Here is a 17729-nt window from a genome sequence, read left to right as displayed (position 1 = left end):
AGCAGTTACTTGGGTCTGTACTCAAAAAAGTCCCCCATATAAAACAATCCGAAGACTGCAAGAGACAGCCCGACATAAAGAGGCGCTGTGCTGGTTAGGCTGAGAAGCCCGCCATCAAGGAGCAAGTCGCCAACATAAGGAGCGGCGATTGCAGTGGTCGTGGCCAAACCGAATTTCCCATATCGAGTGCGCACGGGTGCCATACTTTTGATGGAATATGCCGTTTCGGAAGCCCGGCGATATACCATTGGCTTGGCAGAATGCAATTTTCCCAAATGCACAAGCTCGTCGCCACGAACTCGTTCTTGCGACGCCTCTTTTGAGTTGGCGTGACTATAAAGCGACGATCCGATTGCCTCGCCGTAGATTTCCTTGAGATTGTCTATTGCTCTCGAAGGATTAGTCTGGGGCGGCTCTAGCGATGGGCTACGCAGTGTGTACAATGCCATCGTGCAGAACGCCTCGTCGGCGGCAATTCGTTCCTCCTTGGGGCTACTGTTAAATACCCTCATGAACATTTTTCCATCCCAGTTGGGATCCACCGTTGTGGCGTTGATAAACAGACCGCGAAGGGCAAGAGATCCGCGTGCATGAATTGATCCCATCAGATGCCTAGAGAGCCAAACCCGTTCTTTTGTCACGATAATGCTGGTGGATTGTGGAGGGAAAACGAAGCTCCCACTTTCTCCATTGTTTACATGGATCGGAGGGTTAAGGTCTTCGTCCGGACTCTTTGTCCGGTTTGGCAGTATGATCTGATGTCCAATCCGAAGATCGTAGCCAAGCGGCGTAAAAAGGTTCGGTTCGCAAGGATGAATTACAAACTGCCGACCATGTAGCGCAAAGAGATCGCGTTGACCGAGTGCTGACATCTATGCCTCCACCGTCGGATTGAAAAACGAAGATGAGATCTTCCTGATGAGTTCCAAGCTGTCGTTCAGCCTTGTGTGGCGATTGAAAATCGTGACGTACCCGTTTTCTCCCTGAACGCTATTGCTTAGCTGGGTGTATTTTTCTAGGTCGGCCTTGGCCCCCTCCACTCGTTCCTTTCTCCCTGCTGCTTCCAGTTGCGCCACCAATTGATCGAGGGACTCTGGCAGGAGTATGAACTTTAGAGTATTGTACGCGCTATATTTAGCAATCTCGCCCACAGCTAAGTCTAGGCACCACCTGTCGGACGATCTTGCCGAAATGGCGTCTAGGATCGATCTCCGATCTTCACCATACATTTCGCCGAACAGGTGCTTCACTGTGAACATTCGCTCGTCCAAAGCCATTCGAGCAAACACTTCCGGTGACACGGAGACTTTGTCATCGTTTTCGCGAGCTGGCCGCGTGGTGTAAGTCTGCACAATCCGCCAGCCAAAACGGTCCCTGAGGCTATGCATCAGGGTTGTTTTTCCACAACCACTTGGTCCAACGAAAAAATGCAGCATAATAGATTACTCAGAGATCATGTCCTTCGACGTCTCTCTTCCCATTGTAGTGAGCTACTAGGTCAGGCCGGTTTTCGACCACCACGCTTTTTCTGTCCACAACCGCTATTCCAGCGTCTTGAAGCTGCTTTCGCTTGTCATGGCTATTGGACAGGAGCTCGACGCTCTTGACGCCAAGTTCTTTCAGGATGAAGGCGGCTGACAGATAAGACCGGGAATCGGCGGGATAGCCCATCATCTGATAGGCGGTGGCGGAGTAGGAAACTTCGCCAGCAACGGATTTGTAGTGAAGAGTGGCTAGGATTCCATTGTCTTTCGCTTGCTGATTGAGAACAATGATGATGCCTATTCCGCGTTTCGCGATTTCGTCCTGTGTGATCTCCAATTGATCACGGCAGTCACATTCCGTCGATGAGAAATAGTGGGCGGTGATGCACGAAGAGTGAACACGAACAGGAACGTTTTCCGCGCCCTCAATGTCTCCAAGATGGATCGAGTAGACTTCGGAGTGGCCATCATACCAACCGCAAAAGCGGAAACTGCCCTGCTTTGCTGTCAGTGAGGTTTAGCCCAGTTTGATGATCATGACTTATCCTCTCAATGCTTCCAACGGAACGATCACAAATGTGGTCGCATCGAAGCTGCGATGGTGATGCGCTCTGGGCTTCGCGTGTGCGCAGTAGCCATGCTGGAGTGCGAGTGTGGCGGCAATGTCTTGGCAGCAGAGCATGCGGCAGGTCTCCTCGTTGTCGATGCTACATGTATCGTAAACAAACATGAGTGTAAACACTCTTGCGGGTGCACACACAGGAATGTTTACTCACGGGGAACAAAAAAGCGCTTCCCGGCACACCGCGAAGCGCTCAATTTTCGGGGTCATGCCTAGCCAACTAGGCGGCCGGCGCTTGGCTCCTGATATATCGTTTGACCATGTCTTCCATAATTTCCCGCTTGGACTTGTCCGTGGTCTCCGCGAACTTGTCGAACTGCTCCTTTATCGTCGGATCGACGCGAACCGCGAGTACCTTCTGGCGTTTGTTCGCCTCAGCTTGTGGCGGGAGGTCGGGGCGCGGCAGTTCATTTGGGCGGCGGGGGAATGCGATCTTGCGATCTTTGATTGCAACCATGACCTTGTTCTTTCCGTTCGGTTGATCTAAAGCGCGTTTGGCGTAAACACTTGTGGTTGTTTACACCCTCCGTCGGCGACCAGTCCAGTCAAAACACTGTTTCTTCGGCAAGACGTCCGGGAAAGGGCAGGTCCTACCTTGCGGATTTCCGCTCAATCAGTCAGTTTCACCCGTGTTTGCGGCCATTTGGGGGCGAGTGCGTGGCGAGGGCGGACATTCAGACGAACGATCACATTCAGGGAAAAGGGACGCAGGACGAACCGTTTGACGGTTGGGGCTACGTCGCTATCAAGACTGTGATGGACACACTTTCGTTCGAGAAGCGATCGGGGCTGCGTGCTCAGATAGTGTCGGCGTTGGAAGCGGCAGGCTTCCCGAACGCCAAAAAGCTCTCTGCGCCCGACCTAGCTGAAGTTTTGGGTTCGGTGATCAGGCTTCGTGTGGACATCAAACCCGCAAGATATCCCTTCGGGGCTGGCACCAGTTTCTTGATGGTGAAGCTCAGGGAAAAGGGTATGCCAGCATACAAATCGTTCCAGAAAGCTCTGCAGGATGTGCCCGGTGTTATCGAGTGGGACCATATTCCCGGTCGAAACGCAGACTATCTGATTCGCGTGGTAGGGAAGGTTGGCGATCCCCAGATGCATCACATTAGTGCGTGCATTGGCAAGATGAGCAACGTTCAGGATGTGTATGCCCCTCCCGAACTGACGGTTGCCAAGTCTGGTGTCGTCGACAATTTCGTACCGGAAGACTTCCTGAAATTCGACCTTTCGAACCATCCAAATCCGCCGCGTCTGCACCCTTGGCTGGATAAAGCTGATCTCGACGAGGCACAACTTTCTTTGTTCTCAAAGTGATGCAGCCTGCAACGAGTGGTGAAAGCGCCGAACAACTAGGCGTATCAATGAGCTCTATGGCTTGAGTTAGGGTTCTGAAGGGGGGCGTCTTCCCGCACGTCTAAGGTCGTGCACCCGAGGATGTGCCCCGCCTTCAAAGCCAGAGACCGTGGCCAGATTGTCATCAAGCTCGGCAATTTCCCTACAAGAGTCAGGCGACTCTAGGGCAATCAAATCGCCGGAACCGCCAACAACGCCATCTGAAGGAAATTGCCATCCGTAGTCATCCCGACTGCATGGCCCGTGCTTGCGCTCCGGAACTCGGCATCGGCCGCACCCGATCCGAAGGTATACCCGTAGTTCGTCCACTCGGTTCTTTCAGCGAGACCGCTCCAGTCGATGTTCTGGCTTGCCGGGTTGACGGAGGCGCCGATGGCGAGCACGGCACCGGCCGCGGGAGCGTCGATGGAGGCCGCGGTGCCATTGACGATCACGGAAACCGCTCCGGACGTATCGGCCCCCTCGAGCGTCCAGGTGTGGATGCCGAGACGCGAGGCGACAGCGGAACAGGTCACGACGAATTCGACAGACCCGGCAGGAACACCTTCGGCAATGGCAAACCGCACCTGCGAGTTGCTGTTGTCGAGGTAGTCGAACAAGGTCGCCGAAACGCCGCCCACAGTCACGCTGGTGGCAATTTCGCCGCCATTTCCGAACCGGCCCACGACACCGACCGCGACCGTGCCGCCGGCCCCGACATCGACCATGAAGGTATATTCGGACAGATCGACGGTGGAGGCGGCGAAGCCGGTCGACAGGATCGAAACCGTCGTCGGGATCTCCGTGTGCGCCTTCGCCGCCGCGACGGCCGCGAAATACCGGCTTCCGAGAACACGCAGCGAGGCCGCGTCGAAGTGCAGATCATCCCCGCCATCCGTCAGATCGGCCGCGGCGACGAAGGCAGAATGGGGCGCCAGTGCCTGAATGCCGGAGAGAACACCGCGCACCGTGTCCTGGAAAGCGTAGCCTGTTGGCGAGAGGTCGGGAACCATGTCTCCCACGATGAAGGGCGTGGTCTCATTCGCGGCGGAGATCTCACTGCGCAGCCCTTCGATCAGCGCCAGCAGTTCGGTGGCGTAGGCATTGGCCGCAGTCTCGGACGTGCTGTCGCTCTCGCCCTGATGCCAGAGGATACCGCCAAGCCGGAACTCCGGATGTTCCGCAAAGAGCGTGTTGGCCCGGCTGACGAGACTGGCGTAGAGGCTCTCGCCCACGCCCCAATGGCCTGTCGTAAATCCGGTTCCGCCATCCGCCGCCGGAAGCAGGACGAGCTGCCGCGCGGGATGCGCCGCCGCGTAGTCGATGGCGAACTGCAGCGCGAGGCCCATGTCGCCGGCCTGCTCGTCGTGATGATCGAGCGGCGATGTGGCTGGGATGAGCGCCCCGGTCATGTCGTATTGCAGCACCCCCTCGGGATAGCCCGCTCCGCCGTCGAAAGCCGGGCGTCCGACCATGTTGCTCTGCCCCGCCAGGATGAACACTTCCGTGACAGGCGTCCTGTTGCCCCGCGTCCGTCCGCCGGCCTGGTAGGGGAGAAACGGAAACACCCCAGCGCTCATGCAACAGGTTCCCGAGCGATAATAGACCGTTGCCTCGGCCGGGAACGGCCATGCCTGGCCCTTTTCCACCCGGACGCCGCGATCCTCCGCCCCGGTGGCCTCGGTCGAGAGATAGGCCGCGCCGCTGCGAACCTGCCAGCCTTCGGCCGCGACCAGGGTCGTGGAACTCCATTCCGGGGTGCAATTGATCATCGTCATCAGGTGGTCCTTTCGGTTTCACGGTCGTTCCGGTTTTGCGCAGCCGACAGGCGCCGCCGGATTGCCTCGAGCGCGGCGACATCGTCTGCGTATGAGGCGCGGTATCTGCCGCCCTTGCGGTCACGCAGGCGCTTGTAGAAGGCGATCCAGCGAGGGAGATCGGTGACCGGAAATCGGCCCTGCCAGTTGTCGCTCTCATGGATCACGGTCGAACCGTCCGCCGACAGGCGCGCGAAGGTCATGCGCCCAGCTCCGCCAGTTCCCGCCGCACATGGTCGATCCGGGCGCCGATCCACTCCATCGCGTTGACCGCCATGGAGTTGCCCAGCGCCTTGTAGCGCGGCCCGTCCGGCGTCGCGTTGCGGCCCCGGTAGGGCACATCCGTCCAGCCATCTGAAAAGCCCTGCAGGCGTTCGCATTCGAGCGGTGTGAGACGACGGACGGCCCAGCGCGTCCCGCCGCCCGCGTGGTGCGACGGCGCCAGCGCGACCATGTTGTAGCATTCGTCGCCGGCAGGGCCGCCCGAACCCTTTGCCCATTTGCTGCTTACGGTTCCGGAGATGCGACCGCTGTCAGGGCCTCCGCCCACAAGACCGGGAGTTTCCTTCCCCGCGAGCCTGCGCGGCGGAGGATCCCCGCGCAGGCTCGCGCCGTCAAAAAGAACCGCTCCGGCAGGTCGCCAGTCTCCAGAATATCCGACAACGAACAGACGACGGCGTCGCTGCGGGACAGCGAAGGGGAGACCGCATGTTCGCACGTACTGAGCGTCCAGCACTCGCCAGGCGAACCCATACCCGAGTTTCGCCAGCGCCCCGAGGAAGGCACCAAAGTCCCGTCCGCGTCCGCTGGACAGGACGCCGGGCACGTTTTCCCAGACCAGCCACTCGGGCCGATAGCGTGCAGCAATGGCAAGATAGACAAGGGCCAGGTTGCCGCGCGGATCGTCCAGGCCCTTGCGGAGTCCGGCGACGCTGAAGCTCTGACAGGGGGTTCCTCCGACCAGAAGGTCAATTGCTGCATCCGGCCACTCCCTGAAGGCGGTCATGTCCCCGAAATTCGGAATGCGGCCCGCCTCGGGAACGGTGGTCATGCCCTTGATGGCGTTCGCACGGGTGCGGCTGTCCTTCAGCGACAGACCAGCCGCTGTTGGCGATGGCATGTGGAGCGGCCGTCCCGCGCCCAATCGGTGGGACAGGACGTGGCAGGGAAACGGGTCGATCTCCGACACCGCGACTGCGCGCCACCCGAACGGCTCCCAGGCGACGGACGCCGCCTCGATACCGCTGCAGACGGAAAGGAATCTGACTGGCTCGAACATGCGCGCAGGCTGCAGATCCGGCAGGGGTGGCGCATGGCAATGGCCTCTGAAATCTGTGCCACCCGTGGCAAATCAACGGGTTGGCATATGCGCGGCAGAGTGAATCCTGAGAATCCGGCAAACTGAAATCTGCCTGCCCCGACGCCGGCCGTGGTTGTCAGCCCACTTTCGCGCCCCAGAACGATGTGCGATCGGCCGCGAAATACCCATCCGCGGCCCGGAAATACCCCTGCAGCTCGACGGTATCTCCGGCGCCCAGCGCCACCATGGTCTGAAGCCAGAGAGCCGTGGCCTCGGAAACATGCGCACCGGAGATCTCACCGAAGGAGCCCCTGATATCGGTCGAGCCGTTCAGCACCAGCCGGCCGCGCATCCGGGAGGATGTGCTGCCGTTGGTCTTGAAGGTCAGCGTGGCACCGAAGAGATACGTCCCATCCGCCGGCGCGACGAAGTAATTGTTGGCCGCGTCGAAGGCGCTCTGGTCGTTGTAGTCGGTGTTGTTGATCGCAATCTTCGTCCAAGAATCGACGCCGACATAGTTGTCGTAGTTGGTGTAGCCCTTGAAGCGGGGGAGGCGCGGCTGCTCGACGATGCCGGTCAGCCGGTCCACGGTGAGGGCGTCGAAGAAGGTGCTGCCATCGTCGGAGACCGCAAGGCGGAAATCATCGGAGCCAAACAGGCCCAGAAGCGCCTTCGTCACGTAGCCCGTCTGCAGCGTGAGCCCGAGATCGTCCGCCGCTGCCTCCTTGTTCATGGTGTAGGTGAGATCACCGGTCCCGCCCTCGGCCGCGCCCAGCGCCGTCCAGAGCGCCGCGTTCAGCTTGGCCGAAAACGGGTTTGCCGCATCCGCCATGGTGCCGATGCCGAGCAGCCCCATGTTCTGCAGAACGGTGGGCAGGATGCTCACCCAGGCCGCACCGTCCCAGACCAGCAGAATACCCTCGTCCTCGATCCACGCCCGCCAGCCCGGCCGCGGCGCGAGCCGGGTCCAGACGCCATCGGCGTAAAGGGTCACGCTCAGATCCCAGCCCGCCCAGTCTCCGGTGGCGCCGGCACCGACGATGTATCGATCCCCGTCTGAGGGCGATGCCGGCGGCGCGGTCAGATCCCGGTCGATCACCGCCATCTGCACGAGCCCGTCCAGCAGCCGGAGAGACTCATTCATGGTGACGTGCTTCTGTGCCTGAGAGGCCAGCAGATAGGGCAGTTGCAGGTTCGTGGTGGCATCGGACATGGGCGGAGCTTTCTAGAAATAGAGCGTTTCTGTCTTGGGCGCTCCCCGGCCTACGAGGGCGGAGAGCTGAAAGATGCGGATGGAGAGGCTGTCGCCCGGCCCGAGCGGCGCGCCCCAATCGGCGATCTGCTGCGCGGCGGTGTAGAGGACGCTGGTGGTCGTGGTGGTCAGTGTCCGAAGCACGGTTGCACCATCGAGGATCTCCACCTCGTAGGCCTCCATCTGCTCCGTCATCGGCACCTCGAGCGCGGCCCAGCTATCGGCCGAGAGCGCCCGCGACCGTTGCACCCAGCGGATGGTCAGATCGTCCGGCGTACGCGGCCTGCGCCATGGCTGTTCGACATGCGCGACAGAGAACGGCCGAAGCCCAGCGCCGGAGGGCGTGAAGGTCTTGGCGACATAGGTATCGCCGGAAACGGGATGGCTCGCGGGTCCGATGCGCCAGTTCCAGGCGATGCCCAGCTCCGCTTCCGAAACCGGCAAGGCCGCGAGACTCGCATCCAGCACCACCACCCGCGCCCCGGCCGGTGCCGGGTTGCCGATGGCATGCTCGGTCCCGCGCTGCCCGCGCAGCAGCCGCGTGAGCCGATAGCGCCCCTCCGCCAGAAGCTCGGCCGTGCCGGCTTGCAGGATCTCCCAGGCGCCCGGAGCACTCTCGACCGCAAAGGCATTCGCCCCGGCGAAGAGGGCGAGATCCGCAACAGACCCGAGCGTGCCGGAGGACAGATCCACGATCAGTTCATTGCCATGATCGAAGCGCGAAATGGGCCCGGACCACAGATCGGACACCAGAAGCCCCATCTGCGCAGCCTGCGTGACGCCAGTCAGCCATTCGAAACCATCTTCGGAGGCGGAACGCCAGACCGCGATCTCCCCCGGCCAGGGCGCGGCATATGCGGCGATGAGCGGACGATGCGCGGCGACGTCTTCGGAGATCTGCGGCAGATCGAGCAGCACCACCTCAGGCTCGCCGAATACCACCGGCACCTCCGGCGTCGACCTCCGCGGCGTGCCCGGCGCCAGCGTCCCGGTGGCGCGATCCTGGCGGATCACTTCGATGTTCCGCGCCTCGCCATCCGCTACGGAGGTCAGTCGATATTCGGTGAGCCGGTCGTCATGATCGAGCACGACCACATCCGTGGGATCGAGCGCGAGCCGGGATGGCGGAAGCCGAAAACTCGCGGTTTCCCGTCCGACCCACGCCTCCATCAGCGCGCGGCGGCAGCGCCGCTCTGCTTCCTCGGCCGGCACAGCCATGGGGAAGGACTCGCTGCTGATCCGCGAGGACTCGACCGTGATCCTCCGTGTCTCGACTACCACCGCGTCGTAATCCTCGTCGGCCCGCGTGACGCTCCACTTCAGCGCCTGCGGCAGCTCCGTCTCCTGGGCGCGGGTCAGCTCAATCGGCTCGCCGGTATCCGCGGCCACCAGATCATCGAGGGAAAGCGTCGCCACCGCGGCGCGGCCCCGCATGAAGAAGCGAATGACACCCTCGCTCTCGACAGCATCGAAGCCGAAATGCCGTCCCAGAGTTGTCAGCGCTTTGCGCGGTGCCTCGATCCCGGTGACTGCATAACCCTCGACCGCGCCCCAGAGGCCGGAGACGTCGATCTGATCTGCGGTCAGCCCGGCCCGGAGGCAGAGATCGCGCACCAGCGCGGCAAGCGACGCCGAGCCAAGCCGGCCTGTGAGCCAATGGCCGAGACGCCAGTTTTCGCCATCGCTCCAGACATCGGTCAGCTCCGGGAAGAAGGGATAGGGACGCGCATCCCAGGTCCAGGCGGCGCAGTCCGCCACCTCGACCATCCGTCCGCCGTAGACCGACGAGACCAGGTTGTTCCACGCCTCTCCCCAGAAGAGATATGTCGCCTCGAGATAGGCCCGCTGGATCGCGTCGTCGCGCCAGCCCCGCGAGAAATGCGGCAACTCGCTCTCGGAAGACTTCGGGTCGTAGAACACGTTCGGCTGGTTGGTGCCCCGGTCGATCGCCGGGCATCCGAGTTCTGTGAAGCGGATGGGTTTCGACTCCGGCACCCAGGCGGTAGCCGTCCCGGACTCGATACCGCCCGGCCGGTTGTGATGCGCGTTCGACCACCAGCTCCAGAGATCCTTGTAGCGGAAGACCCAGGGCTTGCCGGCGGCGCCATCGGTGATCGGCGTTCGGATCTGCGCCGCCCGGTCGGCCTCGGAGGCATAGAACCAGTCGAAGCCTTCGCCGCCGGCAATGTTGGATTGCAGATAGGCGCGATCGTAGATGGCCGGCCAGCCCGCCTGCGCATCCAGATGCTCGAACCCATCGCGCCAGTCGGAGAGCGGCATGTAATTGTCGATGCCGATAAAGTCGATTTCCGGATCGGCCCAGAGCGGGTCGAGGTGAAAGAACACGTCGCCCGAGCCATCGTTGGGGTGGTGACCGAAGTATTCCGACCAGTCCGCGGCGTAGCTGATCTGCGTCGAGGCTCCGAGGATGGCACGCACATCTTCTGCGAGCTGGCGGAGCGCGGTGACAGCGGGATAGCTGGCCGCACCGTCGCGGATCGTGGTCAGCCCGCGCATTTCCGAGCCGATGATGAAGGCATCGACCCCGCCCGCCGATTCGCAGAGACTGGCATAGTGCATGACCACCCGCCGGAAGCCCCAGATGCCGTCGAAGAAGGCGGAAACCTGATCCGCTGCCTCGGCGGTCTTGTCCACCGTGCCGGCATAGCCCACCGCCGGAGAACAGGTGATCCGGCCCCGCCATGGAAAGGCCGGCTGGCCCGTTCCGGCCGCGTTGTCGGAATACGGATCCGGCAGGGTATTGTCGCCGGGCACATCCATCATCAGGAAGGGATAGAAGGCGACGCGCTTGCCCCGGGCCTTCAGTTCCTGGATCGCCTGCACCACAGAGAAATCCGCCGGCGTGCCGCCATAGACCGGACGGCCCTCGTCATCTCGGCTCACGAGATGCGCGGCCTCGCGCCCTACACCGTTGACGCTCCAGGTCTCCGGCTTGGTCGATTTCGAGCTGAGTTCGACGCCCGGCCGGATTTGACAGGAACCGCAACGGAGATCATCGCCAAACCACGAGACAACCAGGCTCACGCTTTCGACATTCGGCGCCGAGGCTTCCAGCCTGTCGAGCGCCTCGACCATGTCGGGCGTTCCCGAAGATGCATTTAGGTTCTCGGCGCCATTGCTCTTGCGGATGGCCTCGCTGGAGTAAACGAACTCGCCCGAGGCCGGGATCAGCGTGATCGCCCGCACCAGCCCTTCAGCGGTGTCGGCTTCGGCCAGCGGCCGGAACACCTCGACATTGATCTGCGGAATCCGGTTGCCGAACCCCGTCAGTTCCAGATCCTCAAACACCAGATAGGCAGTGCCGCGATAGGCCGGCGTGTTGGCCGCGCCCATCTTTGCGGAAATGAACGGGTCGGCCGACTGGCTTTCGTCACCGGGATACCAGCGCCAGGTGACGCCGGAGAGATCCATCAATGCGCCATCGGCCCAGATGCGTCCCACGCCGGTGATCGGCCCCTCGCAGATCGCCAGCGCGAAGGAGGCGAAGTAGAAATATTCGGTGGTCTTCACCTTGCCCCCGCCGCCGCCGCCCTTGCCGCCACCACCCTGGGTGGTGGTTTCCTTCTTCTCGCGGAAATCCGTGGCCCAGATGATGTTTGTGCCCATCCGCAGCCGGCCCCAGACACGCGGCAGGACCGCGCCCTCGGTGGCCGACGTCACATTCAGAGTATCGAGGCGCTGCCCCTCGAAGCTCTGGCCCGGCGTGAGCGAGGAAATGATCCAGCTGTCGACATAGGAGCCGATGGTGGAACCGATGAAGCCGCCGATCGTGGCGGCGCTGACGCCGAGGATTGCGCCACCGATGCTGCCGCCAATGGCGGCGCCGGCGGCGCCAAGCACAAGAGTGGCCATGCGAAATCAGTCCATGCGAGGGAACAGGAAGGCGAAGGCGATGCGCCGCTGCCATGAAGGTGAGAGCGGCTGCTCGATGACGCCCAGCCGCTCGTAGGAATGGATGAAGGTGGAAGACCCGGTGAGGATGCCGACATGCTTCGAGATCGCCTGTGGACGCATGCGAAACAGGACCAGCGCACCGGGACCGGCCTCGGCGGGGGCGATCTCCGGCATCATGCTCCGCGCCCCCTCGGCGAGCACCTCGACCGAGCCGGTCTCGCCCCAGTCGCGGGAATAGGGCGGCATCGGGAAGGGCTCCGGCCCGACGACCTCGCGCCAGACACCGCGCGCGAGCCCGAGGCAATCGCAGCCCGCACCCTTCACGCTCGCCTGATCATGATACGGAGTGCCCAGCCAGGACCGCGAAACGGCGATGACCCGATCGGGATCGGCGCTGGTGGCTCTCGTGCATCGCGCGGCGATGCACTGCCGCCCGTCATTTCCGTTGGAAACGACGCAAGTCACAGCACGCCTCCGTCATTCGCGCCGCTTCGTCTCGCGTAGCGCAGCACGGTGTCCTGACCAGGAATGTCCGGGAAGCCGCGGAAACCGGCGATATTGGCGAACTTCGTAGAACAGGTCTCCGCACACTTGTCGCAGCCTGCGCGGATAGTGAAGGCGTCGCCTGCCGACACCGGCAGAACCGGCGCCTCGAGCAGCGTCACGGTGACAATTCCGCCATCCAGGCTGTGACCGGAGATCTCTGCCTGCCGCCCGGCATTTGCACCGGAAGACCAGGTGATCGTGCCGAAGCTGAACCAGCCCGCCGCGAAGCCGTCGAGCCCCGAAGCGGTGAAGGACCGATCGCCCGACAGGCCCGTCACCACGCCGGTGCCCCGGAAGGCAGCGGCTTCGAGATCGGCTCCGCAACGGGCATCGCCGACAACCGCGTCGCAGGTCGCCTGAAAGCTCCGACCGGAGTTCTGTCCCAGCAGATGCGCGAGCGAGCGCATCTCTGCCACGAAGGCGAGCCGGCCGCGGCGGATCTGGCCGATCGCACCGCGCCGCATCAGCGCCCGCTGGGAGGGATCGGCCCAGTTCACCCTCCAGAGCTCGACCTGCGCGTTGTCCCAGCGCCCGTCGCGGATATCCGTCTCAGAGATCCGATCCGAGGTGAGCACGCCCTCCGCATCCTGCGCATCGACCGAGAGATCAGACCCCGAACGAACCTCGGAGGCGGTGAACCCGCTCTCCGGCTCGAAGTCGGTGCCCGCAAAAGCAAGCACCCGGTCATGGTCGGTGAAGCCGAGAACCACGCCATCCGCCCGCGTGATGCGCCAGCACCACGCGAGAGTCGTGGTCCCTTCGTCGAGATGGGACTGGAGCGCAGGGACGAGCGCCTTCATCGGATCAGCCGCCCAGCCCGCGCTCGAACTTGTCGCGCAAACCGATGAGGCCCATCCCGACGAAGATCAGTGTGGCCGGTGAAGCGTCGCCTGCACCCGCGAGCCGCGAAACCAGGACCGCCAGTTCGGACATGGTCTCACCCTCGGGCAGCACGCCCGCCGCGACGCCGGTCAGCACCGCGAGAATGCCGCTCCACCAGGTGAGGGATTTGGGGAGGAAGTATCGCATGGTCAGCTCCTTTTGATCAGCGATGAAAGAAAGATGCAGAGCCGGGCGAGCCACCCGGCCGGTTCAGGTACCGGCTGCAGGAGGGCCAGCGCCTCGTTCTCGGAGAGAAGGCGCGCGGCGCGGGCAAAGCTGACCCGCCCCTTCGCGTCGACCGGCCAGACGGGAATGGTGCCCTCGGGATAGCGCCCATGCCGGAAGAGGTCCCGCTCGGCTTCCCGGCGCGGCCGGATCGCACCCGGCTTCAGCCATCCCATGAAGGCCTCCGCCGCGGCATCGCGCAGCCCGGCATTCAGCAGCTGGGTGAGGCGCGCGGAATGGATCGCGCCGGTGTTGTAGTGAAACGAGACCAACGCATCGAACTCGTGCGGCTCGACCGGCACCGCGATGGCATTGCAGACATCGCGCTCGTAGCGGGCGATATCGGCTCGGAAGGTGTCGAATGCCTTCCGGATGCCCTGATCGAGATCGGCCGGCATGCCGCGCTTCATGCTGGAAGGGTTCGGGTCGCCCGCCGCGCCGGTGTGACCGATGCCGAAGGTCCAGACGTCGCGGACATCAAGGTAAGGAGCCGGCACGATACCCTCGTGCCGGATGAGGGCGACAAGCCCCCGATCCGTCATTTTCATGGTGAGCTATCCCAGCAGTGAGAAGATGAGGATGAATGCGGCCACGGTCAGACCGACCCGCATGCGATGCGCAAAGAGATCGAAGGGCGCGCCGGAGGCGCGGCGCAGATGCCGGACGAAGGGATGGCGATCACGCATCGTGGGCGCCATCGTCAGACCCGTTTCCGCCCCGGACGCGCTCCAGCATCACCTCGATGAAAGCGGGACCGAAGACGCCGACCAGATAGGCGGCGGAACCGGCCGCGCCGCCGGAAGGGATCGCCGCCGGCGGCAGACCCATCCAGCTGGTGATGACGGCCATGGAGAGGCTGCCCATGCCAGCCGCGATGATGCCGCCAAGCAGGATGTGCCGCACCGCATCCCGCAGGTGCATCTTCGTCGTCAGCGCGTTGGTCGCCCCGCCCAGCGCGCCCCAGGCCGCGAGAATGACCGCGGTCGAAGTGGCAAGATCGCGAAGGACGGTCGCAATGAATCCCGGTTCTTCATTCATCGCCGGATCTCCACGAGCGGAATGGAGGTGATGGAGCCAAGCCGTTCGATATCGAGGGAGACATCGAGTGTGTCGCTGTCGAAGCGCACGGGCACGTCGAACTCGAAGCCCGCTGTGACAAGCACGCCCGCGCCGGGCGCCGCATCGAATGTGACGAGGCCGGTAGCGGTGTCGATCGACCAGCCCGTGGCCTGTTCCGCGCCATCGAGCGCCACCCGCACCGAGCCTGAGACGGGTTTCGTGACCGGCCGTGTCCATGCCTGCGATCCCGACGTGTAGGTCTTCGCGAGCTGGAATGTGACCGCCGTCGCGTCGCCGGTCCCGAGGCCCTGATCGGTGGCGCTCGGGTTCTGCGATGGCAGGCAGGATTTGTAGTCGGCCCAGTCCTTGTAGCGGAAGCCGTAGAGCCTGCCGTTCCGCGCCTCGAAGAAGGCGACGACCGTCGCCAGATCATCGGCCCGGCGAACGCCATAGGCGACATCGTAGCGCCGCCGGGAGTTCGCCCAGCTCGCATTGCGCTCCTCGTCGCCGGAGGTCAGCTCCACGATCTGCGTCCGTCGCTCCGGCCCGCCGCGAGCGCCGCGGCTGATATTGTCGGGGAAGCGCACCTCGTGGAAACCCATCAGAGAACCCTCCTGCCCATTGCGACGGCGCGCTGGATGTCTGCGGCGACCTGTGTCCGCGATTGCCGGAAGGAAGGCGCGTCGCGCGTGGCGATATTGACCGTGACCGGCGCCATCGCCGCCTGCCGCCCGCTGCCGCTCCGGTATTCATCTGTCACGCGTTCCTGCGGATGGAGCATGGCGAGGAAACCGCCGCGACCGTCGAGACCGCCCGAGCGTGCCCCGAAGCCGGTATGACCGCCGCCTGCGAAGCTGGTCGGACGGGCCTGCGGCCGGATGCTGGTGGTGACCGCGCTGCCGAAGGCGTTGCCCAGAATGCCGGAAATTCCGTCCGCGATGGGCCCGAGGATGTACTGGCGCGCGGCCAGCTTCGCGAGGTCCGCGATCATCGACGTCACCAGGTCGGTGAAATTGACCTTGCCGGTCTTCACGAACTGACCGACTGCCTCCTCGGCCGACGCGAAGGCGCCTACCAGCCGATCGGCGATGGCATCACCGGTATTTCGCGCCTCCTTCGCATATTCCGCGAGCTTGTCGCGCAGCGACTCCCACACCGAGATGCCGATATTGCCGGTCGACACCATCTGCTCTGCCGCCGCGCGGCCCGCGCCGCCGGTCTTCTCCGCTTCCTCCGCCGTGCGCTTCAGCGCGTTCTGGACCGCCCGCTGTTTCAGCGCGTCGAAGAATTCCCCGAGCGGATTGCTCGCATCGATCTCCTCGGCTCTGGTTCGGGCGTCCTCCCATCGCCCGCTCAGCCGATCGCGCGCCGCCGCGGCTGCGCGGGCATAGCTGCCGCTTGCTTCGCTGAGCATGTCGATCGTCCCCGAGAGCGTGCCGGTCGAGAGATCGGTCCCGAAGGTCTCGTTGAGCTTCTCGGCGATCCCATCGATCGCGTTGCCCACATACCAGACCATGTCGTGCAACTTGGTCAGCACATGCGAGACAGCCCCATTGAAGGCCGCGCGGAAGAGATCGGGGATCGAGGCGACCGAGGTGCGGATCCCGAGCACAGCGAGTTGGATGCCCTTGATGATCGAATTGCTTGCATCGACCGTGCTGGTTACCACCAACTCCCAGGCCGAGGCGAACCAGGGCGCGATGGCGTCGACCACCGGCTTCAGGAGGCTCTTCAGCCCGTCCGCCGCAACCTGCCAGACCGCCAGCGCGGTATCCCCGAAACTCACCGTGACATCAGAGACCTGATTGATTTCGTGGCTCATCGCCGCGATGGCGGCAGATGCCACACCGATGACCGCGAGCAGCGGCCAGAAGCGAGTGACGACACCGCCGATCAGCTTGCCGAGATCGCGGAAGATGGCGGAGACCCCGCCATTGCCGAAACCGTAGATCTGCGCGATCTGCGTGCCCTGCTGCGCCATGACGACAAACGGGTTCATGCCGCCGGCCAGCGAGACGCCGATATCATTGACCTGGTAGAACATCTGCTGCGTCCGGAAGGCGGCGCTGCGCGAAGCGCCCGCCATTCGGGTGATCGCAGTGGTCCGTCCCTTGAGCGCGGCGATGCTGTCAAGCGAGGCGCGGCGCTCGCGAGCGATGGCGGCAGACATCTCGTCGGCCGAGATCGCCCCCTGAAGATGCGCGGCCTTCAGCTCGGAGACTGCCGAACGGTAGCGCCGGATCTCGCCATAGACCGGATTGTATTTCGCGCGGAGATCGTCGAGCGCCTGACCCTGGCGGAGGAACTCGGCCGTCGTCTGACCGATGGCAGGCGTGACGCCGGTCAGTCGGTTGATCTGGGCCACCATGGGCGTGGCGGCGGCGGCCGTGGTGTTGAGCGAGCGTGCCGCCTCTGCCGAGCGCGCCGCCAGTTGTTCCAGTTCCAGACGCGCTCGCGCCGTGGCACTGCCGACCGTATCGAGGCCGGCCCCGGCCGGTGCCGCCCCGGACCCGATACCCTCGAGCGCGGCGCGGCCCTCGGCGCCGAGCGATCGCAGCTCCGCCTTGACTTGTTGACCGCCGACCGCCGCGAGACGGACGGATACCCGTTTCTCAGCCATTCTCCCGCATCCTCTCGTTTGCCTTCAGGCAGGCGATCGCCTCGATTTCCGGCAGCAGTTCGGCCGCGGCGAGCAGATCACAGCCCAGCGCCTCGGCGAGCCGCAGCCCGGCGCCAAGATCCCAGCCGAGCACCGCATATCCGCTCATCCCCGACACCGCGCGGATCTGACCGCCCATCCGCAGCGCCAGATCCCACACCTGCGCACCCTCTATGCTTTCCGGCCGGTGCCGGTCTTGCGGGCAGGCTTCGCAGCGCGTGGGGCAGGCTCCGCAGTATTCGGCGCCCCCGCCGAAGTGCCATTCGGCAAGGGCGCGGAGCCGTTTTTTTCCTGCTCCAGACCGAGCCAGCGCGCCATGTATTCGAGCTGCCAGCCCTCGAAGATCCGGTAGTTGTCCAGAAGCGCATCGATGTGCTCGCGCGTCACGGCTGCGGGCGCGCCATCCACGCTCTCGATGCCTTCCCAGTCCGAGATCACCTGGAAGGCGACGGCCTTTGCAAAGCGCAGCGCCGCCTCGTCCTGATCGGTGGTCTCGTCGACCCCCTCGAGGATGGGATCGCGCCGCGCGGTCCCCATGATGGCGGTGGTTGCCGGTGCGGCGAGGACGCGCACGCCGGGCAGGAGTGCGATCCATTGCGGCTCCCTGTTGAGATTGAGACGGATCATGGATGA

20 protein-coding genes are annotated in these 17729 nt (G+C 63.6%); 1 reads left to right on the top strand and 19 read right to left on the bottom strand.

The genetic code is table 11. The features are described 5' to 3' along the window. Positions 1-5 precede the first annotated feature (5 nt). The 4 genes from BM075_RS10380 to BM075_RS10365 form a co-directional block, all read right to left on the bottom strand. The gene (locus BM075_RS10380) at positions 6-872 is read right to left on the bottom strand and encodes a dCTP deaminase domain-containing protein (protein ID WP_093360619.1); all 867 of its coding nucleotides are present in this window, start codon (positions 870-872) and stop codon (positions 6-8) included. Then, the gene (locus BM075_RS10375; RefSeq protein WP_143089859.1) at positions 873-1436 is read right to left on the bottom strand and encodes a hypothetical protein; all 564 of its coding nucleotides are present in this window, start codon (positions 1434-1436) and stop codon (positions 873-875) included. A 10-nt stretch (positions 1437-1446) separates the two neighbouring features. Further along, positions 1447-1995 carry a GTP cyclohydrolase II gene (locus BM075_RS10370; RefSeq protein ID WP_093360617.1) on the bottom strand — a complete coding sequence of 183 codons (549 nt, stop codon included), beginning with the start codon at positions 1993-1995 and terminating at the stop codon, positions 1447-1449. A gap of 331 nt (positions 1996-2326) precedes the next feature. Continuing rightward, positions 2327-2563 (bottom strand): ribbon-helix-helix protein, CopG family, encoded by a 237-nt coding sequence (locus BM075_RS10365; RefSeq protein ID WP_093360616.1) that lies wholly within the window; start codon positions 2561-2563, stop codon positions 2327-2329. A gap of 299 nt (positions 2564-2862) precedes the next feature. On the opposite strand from BM075_RS10365, the gene BM075_RS10360 reads away from it, so the two are divergent. Continuing rightward, on the top strand, positions 2863-3423 hold the full coding sequence (locus BM075_RS10360; RefSeq protein WP_143089858.1) for a hypothetical protein: 561 nt from the start codon (positions 2863-2865) through the stop codon (positions 3421-3423). A gap of 209 nt (positions 3424-3632) precedes the next feature. Here the strand turns inward: BM075_RS10360 and BM075_RS10355 are convergent, their stop codons facing one another. From BM075_RS10355 to BM075_RS10290, 15 genes are all read right to left on the bottom strand, one after another. Then, complete coding sequence (locus BM075_RS10355) at positions 3633-5219, bottom strand: sialate O-acetylesterase (protein ID WP_093360614.1); 1587 nt, start codon at positions 5217-5219, stop codon at positions 3633-3635. Then, positions 5219-5461: a hypothetical protein gene (locus tag BM075_RS10350; RefSeq protein WP_093360613.1), complete on the bottom strand. Its 243-nt coding sequence runs from the start codon at positions 5459-5461 to the stop codon at positions 5219-5221. The genes BM075_RS10355 and BM075_RS10350 overlap by 1 nt, the downstream gene beginning before the upstream one ends. Beyond that, positions 5458-6537, bottom strand: coding sequence for a DNA cytosine methyltransferase (locus BM075_RS10345; RefSeq protein WP_093360612.1), 1080 nt, complete (start codon positions 6535-6537; stop codon positions 5458-5460). Before BM075_RS10345 ends, BM075_RS10350 begins: the two co-directional genes overlap by 4 nt. A 157-nt stretch (positions 6538-6694) precedes the next feature. Beyond that, a complete protein-coding gene (locus BM075_RS10340; protein WP_093360611.1) occupies positions 6695-7771 on the bottom strand; it encodes a DUF2793 domain-containing protein in 1077 nt (358 codons plus the stop codon). 12 nt (positions 7772-7783) lie between these two features. Further along, positions 7784-11683, bottom strand: a complete 3900-nt coding sequence (locus BM075_RS10335; RefSeq protein WP_093360610.1) for a baseplate multidomain protein megatron — start codon at positions 11681-11683, stop codon at positions 7784-7786. A 6-nt stretch (positions 11684-11689) separates the two neighbouring features. After that, on the bottom strand, positions 11690-12148 hold the full coding sequence (locus tag BM075_RS10330) for an NlpC/P60 family protein (RefSeq protein ID WP_093360807.1): 459 nt from the start codon (positions 12146-12148) through the stop codon (positions 11690-11692). A gap of 38 nt (positions 12149-12186) precedes the next feature. Beyond that, entirely contained in the window at positions 12187-13071 is an 885-nt protein-coding gene (locus BM075_RS10325; RefSeq protein ID WP_093360609.1) for a DUF2163 domain-containing protein, read from the bottom strand. Positions 13072-13075: 4 nt separating this feature from the next. After that, positions 13076-13300: a hypothetical protein gene (locus BM075_RS10320; RefSeq protein ID WP_093360608.1), complete on the bottom strand. Its 225-nt coding sequence runs from the start codon at positions 13298-13300 to the stop codon at positions 13076-13078. 2 nt (positions 13301-13302) lie between these two features. Beyond that, complete coding sequence (locus BM075_RS10315; RefSeq protein WP_093360607.1) at positions 13303-13926, bottom strand: lysozyme; 624 nt, start codon at positions 13924-13926, stop codon at positions 13303-13305. 6 nt (positions 13927-13932) lie between these two features. Further along, the gene (locus tag BM075_RS25000) at positions 13933-14064 is read right to left on the bottom strand and encodes a hypothetical protein (protein ID WP_281244937.1); all 132 of its coding nucleotides are present in this window, start codon (positions 14062-14064) and stop codon (positions 13933-13935) included. Further along, positions 14057-14416, bottom strand: coding sequence for a hypothetical protein (locus BM075_RS10310; RefSeq protein WP_093360606.1), 360 nt, complete (start codon positions 14414-14416; stop codon positions 14057-14059). Before BM075_RS10310 ends, BM075_RS25000 begins: the two co-directional genes overlap by 8 nt. Continuing rightward, positions 14413-15039 carry a DUF2460 domain-containing protein gene (locus tag BM075_RS10305; RefSeq protein WP_093360605.1) on the bottom strand — a complete coding sequence of 209 codons (627 nt, stop codon included), beginning with the start codon at positions 15037-15039 and terminating at the stop codon, positions 14413-14415. Before BM075_RS10305 ends, BM075_RS10310 begins: the two co-directional genes overlap by 4 nt. Beyond that, positions 15039-17057, bottom strand: a complete 2019-nt coding sequence (locus BM075_RS10300) for a phage tail tape measure C-terminal domain-containing protein (protein ID WP_093360604.1) — start codon at positions 17055-17057, stop codon at positions 15039-15041. The genes BM075_RS10305 and BM075_RS10300 overlap by 1 nt, the downstream gene beginning before the upstream one ends. Next, entirely contained in the window at positions 17050-17256 is a 207-nt protein-coding gene (locus BM075_RS10295) for a DUF7697 family protein (RefSeq protein ID WP_093360603.1), read from the bottom strand. The genes BM075_RS10300 and BM075_RS10295 overlap by 8 nt, the downstream gene beginning before the upstream one ends. An 11-nt stretch (positions 17257-17267) precedes the next feature. After that, on the bottom strand, positions 17268-17723 hold the full coding sequence (locus BM075_RS10290; RefSeq protein WP_093360602.1) for a hypothetical protein: 456 nt from the start codon (positions 17721-17723) through the stop codon (positions 17268-17270). Between the last annotated feature and the right edge of the window lie 6 nt (positions 17724-17729).

Origin of the sequence: Tropicimonas isoalkanivorans (genome assembly GCF_900112335.1) — a bacterium.
In the GTDB taxonomy this organism is placed as follows: domain Bacteria; phylum Pseudomonadota; class Alphaproteobacteria; order Rhodobacterales; family Rhodobacteraceae; genus Tropicimonas; species Tropicimonas isoalkanivorans.
Note: the sequence above shows the minus strand (reverse complement) of the source record. Positions and strands in the feature narration are given on the sequence as shown.